12 protein-coding genes and 1 pseudogene are annotated in these 12,666 nt (G+C 69.0%); 8 read left to right on the forward strand and 5 right to left on the reverse strand.

The window, feature by feature from the left end; genetic code table 11:
* The first annotated feature begins 88 nt into the window (after nucleotides 1-88).
* Nucleotides 89-1,252 (forward strand): XdhC family protein, encoded by a 1,164-nt coding sequence (locus QF037_RS45710; RefSeq protein ID WP_307035862.1) that lies wholly within the window; start codon nucleotides 89-91, stop codon nucleotides 1,250-1,252.
* 163 nt (nucleotides 1,253-1,415) lie between these two features.
* On the opposite strand, the gene QF037_RS45715 is transcribed toward QF037_RS45710, so the two are convergent.
* Nucleotides 1,416-1,592 (reverse strand): hypothetical protein, encoded by a 177-nt coding sequence (locus QF037_RS45715; RefSeq protein WP_307035864.1) that lies wholly within the window; start codon nucleotides 1,590-1,592, stop codon nucleotides 1,416-1,418.
* A 27-nt stretch (nucleotides 1,593-1,619) separates the two neighbouring features.
* Here QF037_RS45715 and QF037_RS45720 point away from each other — a divergent pair, with 27 nt between their 5' ends.
* The 3 genes from QF037_RS45720 (at nucleotide 1,620) to QF037_RS45730 (ending at nucleotide 4,155) form a co-directional block, all read left to right on the forward strand.
* Nucleotides 1,620-2,108 carry a winged helix-turn-helix domain-containing protein gene (locus tag QF037_RS45720; RefSeq protein WP_307035866.1) on the forward strand — a complete coding sequence of 163 codons (489 nt, stop codon included), beginning with the start codon at nucleotides 1,620-1,622 and terminating at the stop codon, nucleotides 2,106-2,108.
* A gap of 853 nt (nucleotides 2,109-2,961) precedes the next feature.
* Nucleotides 2,962-3,738: an alpha/beta fold hydrolase gene (locus QF037_RS45725; protein WP_307035868.1), complete on the forward strand. Its 777-nt coding sequence runs from the start codon at nucleotides 2,962-2,964 to the stop codon at nucleotides 3,736-3,738.
* 33 nt (nucleotides 3,739-3,771) lie between these two features.
* The gene (locus tag QF037_RS45730) at nucleotides 3,772-4,155 is read left to right on the forward strand and encodes a hypothetical protein (protein WP_307035870.1); all 384 of its coding nucleotides are present in this window, start codon (nucleotides 3,772-3,774) and stop codon (nucleotides 4,153-4,155) included.
* On the opposite strand, the pseudogene QF037_RS45735 reads toward QF037_RS45730, so the two are convergent.
* Together QF037_RS45735 and QF037_RS45740 are read right to left on the reverse strand one after the other, a co-directional pair.
* A pseudogene (locus tag QF037_RS45735) lies at nucleotides 4,152-4,887 on the reverse strand (IS5 family transposase); the annotation flags it as partial. The gene QF037_RS45730 and the pseudogene QF037_RS45735 sit on opposite strands and share 4 nt — an antisense overlap.
* 118 nt (nucleotides 4,888-5,005) lie before the next feature.
* Nucleotides 5,006-5,629, reverse strand: a complete 624-nt coding sequence (locus QF037_RS45740) for a TetR/AcrR family transcriptional regulator (RefSeq protein WP_373463907.1) — start codon at nucleotides 5,627-5,629, stop codon at nucleotides 5,006-5,008.
* A 77-nt stretch (nucleotides 5,630-5,706) separates the two neighbouring features.
* Between QF037_RS45740 and QF037_RS45745 the strand changes: the two genes are divergently transcribed.
* The gene (locus QF037_RS45745) at nucleotides 5,707-6,480 is read left to right on the forward strand and encodes an SDR family oxidoreductase (RefSeq protein WP_307035874.1); all 774 of its coding nucleotides are present in this window, start codon (nucleotides 5,707-5,709) and stop codon (nucleotides 6,478-6,480) included.
* Nucleotides 6,481-6,595: 115 nt separating this feature from the next.
* On the opposite strand, the gene QF037_RS45750 is transcribed toward QF037_RS45745, so the two are convergent.
* Both QF037_RS45750 and QF037_RS45755 read right to left on the reverse strand, forming a co-directional pair.
* The gene (locus QF037_RS45750; protein WP_307035876.1) at nucleotides 6,596-6,928 is read right to left on the reverse strand and encodes a three-helix bundle dimerization domain-containing protein; all 333 of its coding nucleotides are present in this window, start codon (nucleotides 6,926-6,928) and stop codon (nucleotides 6,596-6,598) included.
* The gene (locus QF037_RS45755; RefSeq protein WP_307035878.1) at nucleotides 6,915-7,139 is read right to left on the reverse strand and encodes a hypothetical protein; all 225 of its coding nucleotides are present in this window, start codon (nucleotides 7,137-7,139) and stop codon (nucleotides 6,915-6,917) included. The genes QF037_RS45750 and QF037_RS45755 overlap by 14 nt, the downstream gene beginning before the upstream one ends.
* Nucleotides 7,140-7,459: 320 nt before the next feature.
* On the opposite strand from QF037_RS45755, the gene QF037_RS45760 reads away from it, so the two are divergent.
* The 3 genes from QF037_RS45760 to QF037_RS45770 all read left to right on the forward strand — a co-directional run bounded on the left by QF037_RS45760 (nucleotide 7,460) and on the right by QF037_RS45770 (nucleotide 12,623).
* Entirely contained in the window at nucleotides 7,460-7,858 is a 399-nt protein-coding gene (locus QF037_RS45760; protein WP_307035880.1) for a hypothetical protein, read from the forward strand.
* Between the two features lie 1,403 nt (nucleotides 7,859-9,261).
* A complete protein-coding gene (locus QF037_RS45765) occupies nucleotides 9,262-11,550 on the forward strand; it encodes a protein kinase domain-containing protein (RefSeq protein WP_307035882.1) in 2,289 nt (762 codons plus the stop codon).
* A gap of 584 nt (nucleotides 11,551-12,134) precedes the next feature.
* Nucleotides 12,135-12,623: a GNAT family N-acetyltransferase gene (locus QF037_RS45770; protein WP_307035884.1), complete on the forward strand. Its 489-nt coding sequence runs from the start codon at nucleotides 12,135-12,137 to the stop codon at nucleotides 12,621-12,623.
* Nucleotides 12,624-12,666: the final 43 nt, after the last annotated feature.

A 12,666-nucleotide genomic window follows, 5' to 3' on the forward strand; every position in this document is an offset into this window, starting at 1 on the left:
AGGGCCGCCGCCGCATGACGCTTTCCCCGGCGTCGTGGCGGCGGCCCGCTCACCTTCCTCCGATCCTGTCCTGTCATGGAGAACCGCCATGCTCAACATCGCGGACACACTGCACCGCTGGTGCCGCGAGGCACGCCCCTTCGCCCTGGCCACCGTCGTCGACGTGACCGGCAGCGCACCCCTGCCGGTCGGTACGTCGGTCGCGGTGGACGCGGACGGCACCGCGGTCGGCAGCATCTCCGGCGGCTGCGTCGAGGGCGCGGTCTACGAACTGTGCCGACAGGTGCTGAGCGACCGGGGCGCTCCGCAGCGGGCCTGGTTCGGCTACTCCGACGACGACGCCTTCGCCGTCGGCCTGACCTGCGGCGGCGAACTCGACGTCCTCGTCCAGCGCATCGACCCCGCAGCCCAGCCGCACTTGGTCACGGCCCTCTCCGAGATCGATCGAGGACGTCCGGTCGCCGTGGCACAGGTCGTGGACGGCCCGGAGCACCTTCTCGGCTCCACGTTGAGCGTGCTCGACGGTGACCATGCCGCCCATGGGCGGGTGGACGGCGGCCCGGCGGACCGGGCGTTGGCCGACCAGGCCAGGGCCCTGCTGCGGGTCGGCCGGACCGCCCGCGTCGACATCGGCGGGGAGGGAGACGGATGCCCCGAACGGCTGTCCGTCCTCGTCCACGTCCATGCGTCTCGGCCACGCCTGCTGGTCTTCGGCGCGGTCGACTTCGCCGCCGCCCTCAGCCAGGCCGGCCGCTTCCTCGGCTACCGGGTCACCGTCTGCGACGCCCGCCCCGTCTTCGCCACATCCGCACGCTTCCCGCACGCGGACGAGGTCGTGGTCGACTGGCCCCACCGCTACCTCGAACGCACCGAGGTGGACGGTCGTACCGCCGTGTGCGTCCTCACCCACGACTCCAAGTTCGACATCCCCCTGCTGCGGCAGGCACTCGATCTGCCCGTCGGTTACGTGGGCGCGATGGGATCCCGTCGGACGCACGACGAACGCCTGCGTCTCCTGCGCGAGGCGGGCGTCGCCCAGGACCGATTGGCTCGGCTGCGCTCCCCGATCGGTCTCGACCTCGGCGCGCGCACGCCCGAGGAGACGGCGATCTCCATCACCGCGGAGATCATCGCCCACGCCAACCAGGGCACGGGCCTGTCCCTGACCCTGGGCACGGGCCCGATCCACCGGCCGGGTCACCAGGCAGTCGACGAGCGTCACGCCCTCAACGCCCCGATACTGACGGCGTGATCGCCGCCGTCCACGAAACCTCAGTAGAACCATCTGGCCGGCGAGGTGCTGTGACTTCCTCGAGGCGACCTGGCCGACGGGATGGCAGCGATGTCGCCACTGCCATGGGCTGGGCACCGGTCCCGCGGGTGGGATTCGAACCGGTGTCGCTTCTGATGGGGGATCACGGTTGGGCCTTGGCCCACTGGCGGGCTCCGGCTCGCCGCATGAGGTCCTCGACCTCGGCAGGGTCAGCCATCAGCGGATGCACACGCTGGATGTAGTCGGCATGTCCCAGGAGGGATGTGCGGAGCTGCTTGAGGTGTGGGGCGCTGAAGGAGATGCCGCCGCGTTTTTCCACGACTCCGGCGGTGATCGCCAGCGGTTGGTGACCAGGGAGACCATGATGACGGCGGTCTGGGACAGCACCTGGTTCGGTTCGACGAAGACCCTGGACGTCCATGTGGCCGCCCTGCGAAACGAACTCGGCGACGCGCTTTCCCTCGAATGCGCGCACAGGGTGCACCGGAGCGTGCTGATCATCGCCGTGTCCCTGGCGCTTGCCATGCCGCTCTTCCTGCTGTCGGGCCAGAGGGCGGTCGGCGGCGCCATGCTGCTGATCGTCTGGGGGCTGACCTACGGCGGCGTGTCCGTAGGCCTACAGACATGGATGATCAAGGCTGTCCCGCAGGCGGTGGAAGCGGCCTCCTCCCTGTGGGTGGCGGTCTTCACCCTGTCGATCGGTCTCGGCGCGCTGGCCGGCGGCGTCATCGTCGACACGCTCACCCTCCAGGGCGTTCTGTGGCTCGGCGGCGCCTGCGCCTTGATAGCCGCCCTGGCGGTCTGGAGCGCCCGCACCAATGAGAACCTGCGATGACCGCAATCCGTGCGCCACGCACCCCGAAGGGCCCGGCTTCAGCCTGAGTTCACCGCGGAGACCGGATCCCCGGGCCCAGCTGATGTACCTGGCCACCGCCATCACCCTTCCCCGTAGGGCCAACGACGGGACGATTCCTCTCGTTGGCCAGTACGACAGCCACGAGCGCGTCTTCGACCCGACGCTCCCGCACCTGGTCCAGCGCAGAGCCCGGGGCCACCGTGATCAAACAGAAGAAGTGGGTGAGCTTCCGCTGCCAAGCACATCGAGGATGTGGCGCCGGACAGCCTTGCCGAGGAGCGCGTCAGCTTCGCGCGCGCCCCCGTACGGGAAACGCGGGGACGCAGATGCGGGGCTCTCGCCAGGAATGCGTGGCCGGTGGCGGGCGTCGTTGCGGACGATCAGATGCACTGAAGTGTTCGGCTCAGTCGCCTCGACGCCGTCGGCCTAGCGGCTGCTCGCCGACGTTGGCAAGCGGGCACCGTCTGTCGGTGCTCGGCCGCGCTTCCGCTCGGGAAGTCGCTGGCTGAAGGCCGCCGAGCCGGGCGGGCGTATCCGCCGCCCGGACCGCGGGACGCACATTGCCCGGCCTCGCCGTGGACCTCGACACCACGCTCGTGTGGCATTCCGAGAACGAGGCGACCGCACCCACCTACGAGGCGGTTTCGGGTTCCTCTGGACGACCGGGTGGTCCTCGCGGGACCGAATGGCGATTCCGGGATGGGGTGCCTGACCGGCCAGGTTCATCCGGCCTGCGACGCCGTCGGTCGCCCGCCCGCGTTGCTGCGCCGTTGGAGCGAAGTTGCAAGCCCACGGGATATCGGGCCCGGCCCGGCGGGGGAGACCCCGCATTGTGACAGGTCATGCAGCAGGACACGTAATTCCGTGTGAGGTACAGGGCAACGGCCCGGAGCGGGTCCTCGCACTCCACCACTGGCTCAGCGACAGGTCGAGTTTCGGCCATCTGCGGCGGTACCTGGACGGGAGCGCGTTCAGTTACGCCTTCGTGGACTGCCGTGGGTACGGCGAGGCGATGGACACCCCTGGGGCTTACACGATGGAGGAGGTCGCAGCCGACGCTCTCGCCGTGGCTGACGACCTGGGCTGGGACAATTTCTCGGTGATCGGTCACTCCATGGGAGGCAAGGCGGCCCAGCTGATGCTGCTGGACGCCCCCTCGCGGATCCGCTCGATCGTCGGCATCTCGCCGGTACCTGCGTCCGGGTTCCCGCTCGAAGGGGAGATGTGGGAGCTGTTCGCCGGAGCCGTGGAGGATTCCGGCAACCGCAGGACGATCTTTGACGTCACCACCGGCGGTCGGCACGACGATGCGTGGCTGGATGCCAGGGTGAGCGGCTCGGAACGCTCCTCGTCGGGGGCCCTGCGCTCGTACCTCGAATCTTGGACTCGCGGCACCGACATCCACGAGCGGCTCAAGGGAAATCCGACCCCGGTGCTTGTCGTGGCTGGAGCGAACGACCCGGCGATGGGTCCTGACACCATGCGGTCCACCTGGCTGCAGTGGTATCCGAACGCTGAGCTCCAGATCTTCAACGACGTCGGTCACTTCGCCCCGGATGAGAGCCCAGAGGCTCTGGCGACAGTGGTCGAGAGATTCCTGGGCAGCTAAGGCCCGTCTCTGAGATCTGTCCGTGAGATCGTCGTGCTCGTGATCGAGTCCTGGGTGATCAATGACGACAGCCCTGTCCTGGTGTCGTCCGAGATGGTGCTGGAGATCCTCCGGTCGAGGGTCGACAGTGGGCAGCTTGAGACGTGGCTGACCAGCTCCTCCGGCCGATCGCTGGCCTTCGTGACGAACACCGAGCGCGCGATGGTGATGCTGATCGAACAAGAGGGCGATCCCGGCGAGCATGCCGTGGATCCCGGAGCTCAGGGGTCGAGCGGCGGGTTCGTCCTCTCCAACGGCCAGGACGACGAGCACCCGGATGAGGACACCGTCCCCATCCGGGACGCGTTCAGGCTCGTGAAGCAGATCGTTGGCACTGGATCCTGGCCGACGGATGCGCGCTGGGTGGTCGATCGCTGAGCGGGCTGTCGCCGGGCCCAGCTGAGGATGGCGACGAGGTGGAGCGCAGCCTCGCTAGGCGATGGCGAGCTTGTCCGTTCCCATGGCCAGGCCACGCCATTGCTTGAGCCGGTTGATGCACGGCTCGACCGCGTTGCGCTGCTTGTACGACTGCGCGGATCCCGCGTCGGCGGAGGTGATTCCGGATCGCGCGGGATGAATACGCGCGGTCCGCCAGGACAGAGTCCGGGCGGGTTCTCGGTCGAGACCGTCATGGCCGCCATCCGTGTTCCGCGAAGCGGACCCGGAAGCTGGGGCGTCACCCGCCTGGCCTGCGGTGACGCGAAGGGCCAAAGGCCGTGCCTGGCTGTCGCTGGCGAGATTGGACCGTGCTCAGGCCGCCGCGCGAGCGTCCGAGCGCAGGGTCGCCGGGTTCGGCCCGGGCCGGAGCCCCTTTCTCCTGGCTCCGGCACATGCTGGTGAGCCCGGCAGACGGTGGAGTCCACCGACACGGTCCAGCCGACGTAGTCGGCACCCTCAGCCGCGACAAGAACCGTTCCCAGGTGCCGTCCACAGCCCGCCTGATCAGCCGTTTGTGGGCGGTCCGGACGAGCCGAGCTCGTCCGGCAGACCCCGCCACGGCGAGCAGGTGCGGTACTTCCACGCAATGGCCTCCAGGGTTCGGCGGTGATCGGCCCACCGCCGACCGCGGACCGAATCGGCCGCCATCAGCGGCTCGATCAGGTCCCACATCGCATCAGTGATCACTAACCGGACAGGCGCCTCCGATCAACTGACCAACCGATCAAAGAGGCGCGCTGTAGTAGTCCAGCTGTAGATCGTGATCTTGCCGGTCGGAGTACCGAACTGATCAGCGTTGCGTGGTCGGCCAAGCGGTCAGTGCCAGTTCGGCTACTTCGGCCAGTTGGGGGGCAGTAGCGCCATCCTGGGCTCGCTGTGAGAGTCCCTGGAGGACTGTGGCGAAGTAGTCTGCCAAGGCCCGAGGGCTGGCCTCGACTGGCAGTTCCCCCTCCAACTGCGCCTCCCGCAGCCGGGCCTCGAACCCGTCCACGTTCTTGTTGCGCAAATTGCGGAGAAGGGCCTGCACCTCCGCATCCTGCGGAGTGACGTTGGTTGCGGCGCTGATGGCCAGGCAGCCGGCTGGGTGCGAGGGGTCCGGATAGATGACCGCGGCCTCCCGAAGGATGCGCGCGAACGCCTCATACGCAGTCGACTCCTCGCGGAGCGCCACACCCGCGAAGGCGCCGACGGGCGACTGGCCGTAGCCGTCGACCACTTCCTCGAACAGGGACTTCTTGTCCCCGAAGGCGGCGTACAGGCTCCCTGAGCGGATCCCCATGGCCTCGGTCAGCTCGCTGATGGAAACGCCTTCATAGCCGCGCTCCCAGAACAGGCGCGTGGCCGCGGTCAGCGCCGCTGCGCGGTCGAAGGTTCGCGGGCGGCCGCGCTTGGGCTTCTCGGTCATGGACCACATTCTAGAGTGTTCGACCAAGAAATCGTGCTACCGTCTTTCTTGGTCGAACACTCAACAATGAAGGGCGGTCAACCACCATGGGTACGCAGCGACTTGAAGGAAAGATCGCACTGGTCACTGGCGGCAGCAGGGGCATCGGGCGAGCCGTCGTGGAGCGGCTCGCCCAGGACGGCGCTGTTGTCGCACTGACCTACGCCAGCAACGAGAGCGCGGCGCACGACGTCGTGGAGCGCGTCCGAAAGGACGGCGGCCGGGCGTTCGCCCTCCACGCGCAGCTGGGCCGTCGTGGCGATGCCGCCGCCCTGTGGTCGGCGTTCGACGCCCAGATTCCCCAGCACGCACCCGGGCGATCCGTCGACATCATCGTCAACAACGCCGGCATAGGACGGAGCGCGAACCTGACGTCACTGACCGAGGACGGCTTCGACGAGGTCTTCGCCGTGAATGTGCGAGCGCCGTTCTTCATCGTGCAAGAGGGGCTGAAGCGACTGCGCGACGCCGGCCGGATCATCAATATTTCCAGTGGCGCGGCCCACCTCGCCATGCCCGAGGCCATCGCCTACGGCGCCACCAAGAGCGCCCTGGACAACTTCACCCTCAACCTCGCCAAGGAGCTGGGCGCCCGGGCCATCACAGCGAACTCGGTCGCTCCCGGGATCATCGACACGGACGTCAACGCGGGCTGGCTGCGCGGCAACCCGGAGGCCGAAGCCCACGCGGCCTCCCTGGCCGCACTGGGCCGGGTTGGCCAGCCGGAAGACGTCGCCGACATCGTGGCCTTCCTCGCCTCGGACGACGCACGCTGGGTCACCGGCAAGGTGATCGACGCGACCGGCGGCTCGGGTCTGTGAGCCTCCACCCTTGGGAGGGAGCACCCGTCGGCGACCTCCCGCCCGAGGGAACTCGCTGGTGGGGAGCGTTCGAAAGCCTGATGCAGCGGATTGCGGGCCGGTTCGCGCGACGTTCTCAGCCTGTCCGACTGTTCGTTTGGTGATCATCCATTTCGGTCCGGATCATGACACCGTCCGCTAGAGAGTCCAGGCCGTCGGAGTTCAGCTGCTCTGCTGATCCATCCTGCTGGGTACGGCGTGGCCGCAGATGTGTGAGCGTGTCGTCGGCCTGGCGCTGGGTGAGGGCCGCGGGGTGGGTGGCGACGGTGGCATCCTCACGCAGCCGTGCGTGGGTGGCACAGACGGTCTCGGCGACGGTCTGCGGGTCGTGGTGGGGGAAGCTGGCGGTGAGGATGACGCGTACCAGGGAGTGCTCGCTGTCCATGACGGGGCTCTCAGGTATCGGCATCCGATGTCGACTCCCGATATCCGGAGCGCGGCCGCTGAGGCAGGGGCCGACCGGGGCAGGTCGCGGATGCGGCTCCCACCCCGGCGCTGGCGGCGTTGCGGCCCGGGTGAGCGGTGTCCCAGGTGGCGACGGAGGCCATGGCCAGGCCGGTACCGAGCAGGGCCCCGGCGAGGGTGTCGGTGAGCCAGTGCACGCCGAGGAGAGATGTCAATGAAGCAAACAGAGTTGATTACAGGGGTGGGCGGCGAGCAGGGAATCTGCCGTGAGTCGGGCGCCAGAACCGTTCCGGGGAGCGGAAAGCGCGGACGCGGTCTGGTGTGCGGGGCGATGTCAGGGAGGGGCGTTCGCGGCATGGCAAGGGGACCTGGTGCTGGCGTGAGGGCTGTCCAGTTCCACAACACGCGAGATCCCAGGTCCCGATGTCTCCCACGCCTGCTCGTCGACGTTCAGCATTTCGGTGACCGCTGGTGCCGGGCCACTTCTCCAGCCGTCTTCGGCAGCTTTGAGTGAGCGTTAAGTTCGATCATTCTCATGCTCCCCGCAGCCCGCGGTGCCTTCGCCGCGGCAGGCGGCAACGCACATCTCCTGGCGATCGGGCCCGCCGAGGGTGCGCCCGCCGTGCACGGCACCGAGATGTACGCCCTGATCGGGCAGGAACAGCCGGGCCGCAGCCCCGAACAGGCCAGCCGTGACACGCGTATCCGCGCCATCGTCCTCGACTTCGTCACCGGCGAGCAGACCCGCCTGTGGCCGGCCGTCACGGACCGGCCCACCTCGGGGAGAGTGTCGGCAACCCTCCCTACGAGCCCAGCGCCCGCAACCAGGCGGTCCTGGACCTGTTCGGGAACATCGCCCGCCCCTGACGGCCGTCGGCCGATACGAGGAATGCGGGCCCACCCCGCTCCACCCCGTTCCCTGCCCGGCGGGTAGCTACAGCGATTCCCCCCCCGGGGCCGACCGGCCTGATCCGCCCGTCAGACCTTAGGCCGACGATCTGGCGCAGCCGTCGTACGGTGGCGTCGATGCCGCAGCTTTCGAAGTCGCCGTCGAGGAAGCGATGTTCGGAGGCCTGCCCGGGGTTCTTGAAGACCAAGCTCCAGTGTTCGCGTAGCAGCCGGGCCTTGAGGAGGACCTCCGCGGCGGCCTGGAGATGGAGCACCGCGTACGTCACATGCCAGAGCGGCGGTCCCTCTATTTCGTCAGAGGGCCAGCGCCTGACACAGCGCGAGGCGATCGACATGAGCGCGGATCTTCCGGGTAGGCGGACAGTGCCTGGTGGGAGAAGGGCCGTGGAAGCCTGGGGAGGTCAAAGCGGCTCTTCTCCCTTTAATGGACCAGTTGACGTTCGGCGGGACCATCATGGAGACCGGCACGGGCTCCTGCCGTCGGGCCGCCACCCGTGCCCGCGCCGGACCGCAGGCGTGCGGTTGCCGCGGGCTGGCGGATACGGCGCCCTCGTATGGAGGCGACCGGTGCCCTTCTGGTGGGCCTCAGCCTCTGAATCGGATGCTCCCGGACCCGCCACGGCCCGGTCTATGCTCCGAACAAGGCCCTCGCACCTTTGCCGGCCACGGTCGGCGGCGGGCTGCTGGCCCGCAGATATCGGTCTGGGGGCCGTAGTGAATATCCGGCCACTGTGAGTGGCTGGAGCTGCATCGCCGACTATGAAGCTCCAGCCCTTCGTCCTCCCGCCCCGGTTCGAGCCCGGGGTGAACTCCCGCGCACCCCGGGAAGGGTGGGAAGGACGGTCAGTGCGAGGCGGCGATGTGAGGGGAGCCAGCGCCGATCTCGCACCGCGCGGCCGCCGCCGGTGCTCGCCCGCATCCGGCGGCGGCTGTTCACGGCTTCACGACCAACGACCTGGGCATCCACGGCAGTTGCCCGCCAGTGGTCCCCACTGCAGGCTGCCCCCATCCTTCACGGCTTCCGGCCCGGGGCGAATTCCCGCAACGCTGTCCGCAACGCGCCGTGCACGGTGAGATCGGCACCCGCCACGAACTGCTCCGGCAAGCCACCGGCTTGCGGCGGGCGGACAGTACTGCGGTACTGGTGCGGCTCCTCCTCAGGGAGCAGGCGCCGCCGGGGGTTCTGTCTCATGCCCCACGAAGAAGATCGAACCCCGGGCCGAAGCTCCGCCCTGCTTGGCGAAGAACATGGAGGCCCCCGACACCCGATTACGGGCCAGAGCCTGATTCATGACACTCCCCGCGCCCTGGGTCGATCAGCCGTTCTTGCAGTTGGCATCGACGCCCTCACCGCTGACGGAGGCTCGGAGGGCGAGGGTTGTGGAGGTGCGGGAACGGGCGGAAGGTGAGCGGGTTGCGGGAGTTAGCATGCAGCCCGCGGAGACTTTCGGTGGGGGCTGTGTGGTGGGTGATGCGTTGCTGGCCGGGCGATACCAGCTCAAGCAGTTGGTCGGGCGCGGTGGGATGGGCGAGGTGTGGGAGGCGTTCGATGAGCGTCTGGGGCGCACCGTCGCCGTCAAGGTGGTCTCGCTTCTGGCGGGCGGGGGGAGCGCGGCCGGTGAACTGCGGGCGCGTTTCCTGCGGGAGGCGCGGATCACCGCGGCGCTTCAGCACCCGTGCATCGTGGCCGTGCACGATCTCGGTGAGGCGGTCACCGCGGAGGGCAGCGCGCCGTTCCTGGTGATGGAGTTCCTGCGGGGCCAGGGTCTTGAGACCGTCGTACGCCGTGGTCCGGTACCCGGCCAGGAGGCCGCACGGTGGGGTGCGCAGATCTGCGACGCGCTGGCCGAAGCGCATGCCGGCGGCGTTCTGCACCGCGACATCAAGCCGGCGAACGTGTTCATCACGGCAAATGGCGGGGTGAAGGTACTGGACTTCGGGATCGCGCGCGCCGCGGACCCGGCGGGGGCCGGAGAGCTGCTGACCCGCACCGGAACGGTGGTGGGAACGGCCGCTTACATGGCGCCGGAGCAGGCCCGCGGCCGCCCCGAGGAGCGCAGCGACCTGTACGCGGTGGGGTGCCTGCTCTTCGAACTGCTCACCGGCAGCCTGCCGTTCAGCGCTCCGGACGCGCTGGGCTATCTGACCGCGCACCTCAACGACACGCCGCCGACGCCGAGCAGTGTCCTGCCCGGTCTGCCCGCCGCGTGGGACGAGCTCGTGCTGCGGCTGCTGGAGAAGGAACCCGGCCGGCGGTACGCCTCGGCCGCGGAACTGGCCGCCGAACTGCGTGGCCTGTACGGGAGCGCGGGGGCGGCGGTACCTGCGCCCCGCACGCCGACGGTCGTGGATGCGGGCGGATCGCCCGCCCGGCCGTCCCCGGGTGCCACGACGGCATCGGTGCCTGAACCACCGCCCCCGCCCGGGCTCACCCGGCGCAGCGCACTGGGGTGGGGTGCGGGGGTCCTCACCCTCGGCGCCGCCGGGACCGCGGCCGCCCTGTATCTCACCGAGGAACCCGACAAGGGCCCGGTTGCCTGGTCACAGAACATCGGTGACGCACAAAAACTCGACAGAAACCACCCGACGTCCGTCGTCAGCGGCGGCCGCTGGTACATCGCGAGCGGCGACGCCCCGGTCATGGTGCACGCCTTCGATGCCGCCCGGGGCGCCCGCTTGTGGAAGGCCACGCTGAGCGGGCAGAACTGGAACGCGGACGGCAGCCCGCAGTTCGCCGTTGTCGGGCACGCGGCCATCGTCAAGAGCAAGGTGAAGGAGGAGCAGAGCCCCTGGCTCGATGCCTTCGACACCGCCGACGGCAGACGGCTGTGGCGCCACGAGCTCGACTCACAGACCTGGGACATGCACCGGCCCGCCAGCCTGGTCATCGTGGCCGGCGACCGCAGTGTGGCCGGTCTCGACCCGCGTAGTGGAAAGGACCGGTGGAGGTTCCTCACGGACACGCCGGGAGGGGCGCTGTGCGTCGGGGACCTGGTGGTCAGCGGCGATACGGCGCTCTCGGCCCGGACCGGGAAGACCGCGTGGCAACAGTCAGGATTCAGCGCGAACGGCCGCCTGGCTCATGCGCTCGGAAAGTTCCTCCTCTTCTACGAAGCTGGCACGAAGGCCACCGATCTCGTATGCCGCTCGGCGCACACCGGGGACGTGGTGTGGCGCACGCCGTTCAACGCCGCCGAGGAACGCGCCGGTTCGGCCGAGCGCAGCTGGCAGGCGGTCATCTCGGGCACCACCATCTTCCTGCCGCTGGCGGCAGGGGACCGCCGCAGGCCCACAGCGGTGGACGCTGCCACCGGAAAAGTGAAGTGGACCTACGACGGGCCGTACCGGCGGGCCTCCGACTACGGCGACGACGGCTCCGTCAAGCAGATCGAGGGTGTTCAGGGCGTGCTGGGGGTCGAGGGCGGATTCGTGGTGCCCACCGGCAAGGGCACGGTGTGCCTGAACGCGAACGACGGCCGGCAGCGCTGGCGCACCAGCGACGAGGGCGCCCAACTCATCGGCAAGCACGTACTGTTCACCACGCCCCGCGAGCGGATGTTCACGCAATGGCGACACACGCGGATCGTCGACGCCCGCACCGGCAGTGAGGTCTGGACGGGCGACTTCGATACGGGCCTGGCCACCCTTCCGCAGTCCACCGATGGCCGGGTCTTCATCGCGGACATGGACGGAAAACTATGGGCCCTGCGGATCTGAACTGAGCACACAAGGCCTGCACAGAGCAAACTGCCCCGTAACCTCGACGCGCTTCATGGCTCTCGGCCACCACCCGACAGTGGGGCCGGGTGAGGCGTCGGCCCGCGACCCGCGTCCGAGGGCGCGGCCCACGACCGTGGTTTTGATCGCGCGCCTCGACCCCGTGCCCGCGCGGATCCTCTGCGGATCGTGATGGTGATCGCTCCTGCGGCATCCTCAGCCCCGCGCGCTGAACTACTACGAGCGCTGGATCAAGGAGGGTAGGCCCCGTCGCGGAATCGTCTGTTGCCTCAAACGCTACCCGGCCCGGGAGGCCATCCAGCTGGACGGACAGCTGCAGCCAGGATTCCGCGCATAGGGACCGTGTGATCGCCTGTGACACGGCGAGGTCCGCCAGAAACCGTTCCGACGGGGACCTCCGCGCGGAGCCGCGAGACGCCGAAGCCGCACCGAAGCGCTCCGGCGCGGCTTCGGCGTGAGATCGTTGCGCTCGCACAGGTGGTTCCCGGGAGCGATATACGAACGCCTGCCCGAGCAGCCGCCCCGCCGCAGGACGGCACTCCCCGATGCGAAAGACTCTGCCGATGAGATCACGCACTTCCCCGATCAGCCTGCCGATCACGATTCGGAGGGCCGTCGCGCGGGATGCCAAACGGCTCACGCGGCTTGTGCGTGGCTCAGGCGCCTACGAGGGTAAGTACGCGGCCGCAGTGGCGGGCTACCGGGTCGGTCCTGATTACATCGAGGCCCACCGCGTCTTTGTGGCCGTCGGCGGCGACGAGCATGGAGGCCGGGTCCTCGGGTTCTACTCGCTTGTCCTCGCGCCACCGGAGCTCGATCTGATGTTCGTCGCCGACGAAGCGCAAGGACGGGGTATTGGACGGCAGCTCGTGGCGCACATGCAGTCCGAGGCCCGTGCTGCCGGGCTCGACCGTCTCAAGGTCGTGTCGCATCTTCCCGCCGAGGCCTTCTACCATCGCGTGGGTGCGGTGCGGACCGGGACCGCGTTGGCGAACCCGCCCGCCGTGCCGTGGGACCGTCCCGAATTCGAGTTTCGCATTCCTTCGGAATGACGTGGTGTGCCGGTCGGCGGGGCACCGGCTTCGCCTGCATGGT

This window comes from Streptomyces canus (assembly GCF_030815415.1).
GTDB classification, from domain to species: Bacteria; Actinomycetota; Actinomycetes; order Streptomycetales; family Streptomycetaceae; genus Streptomyces; species Streptomyces canus_F.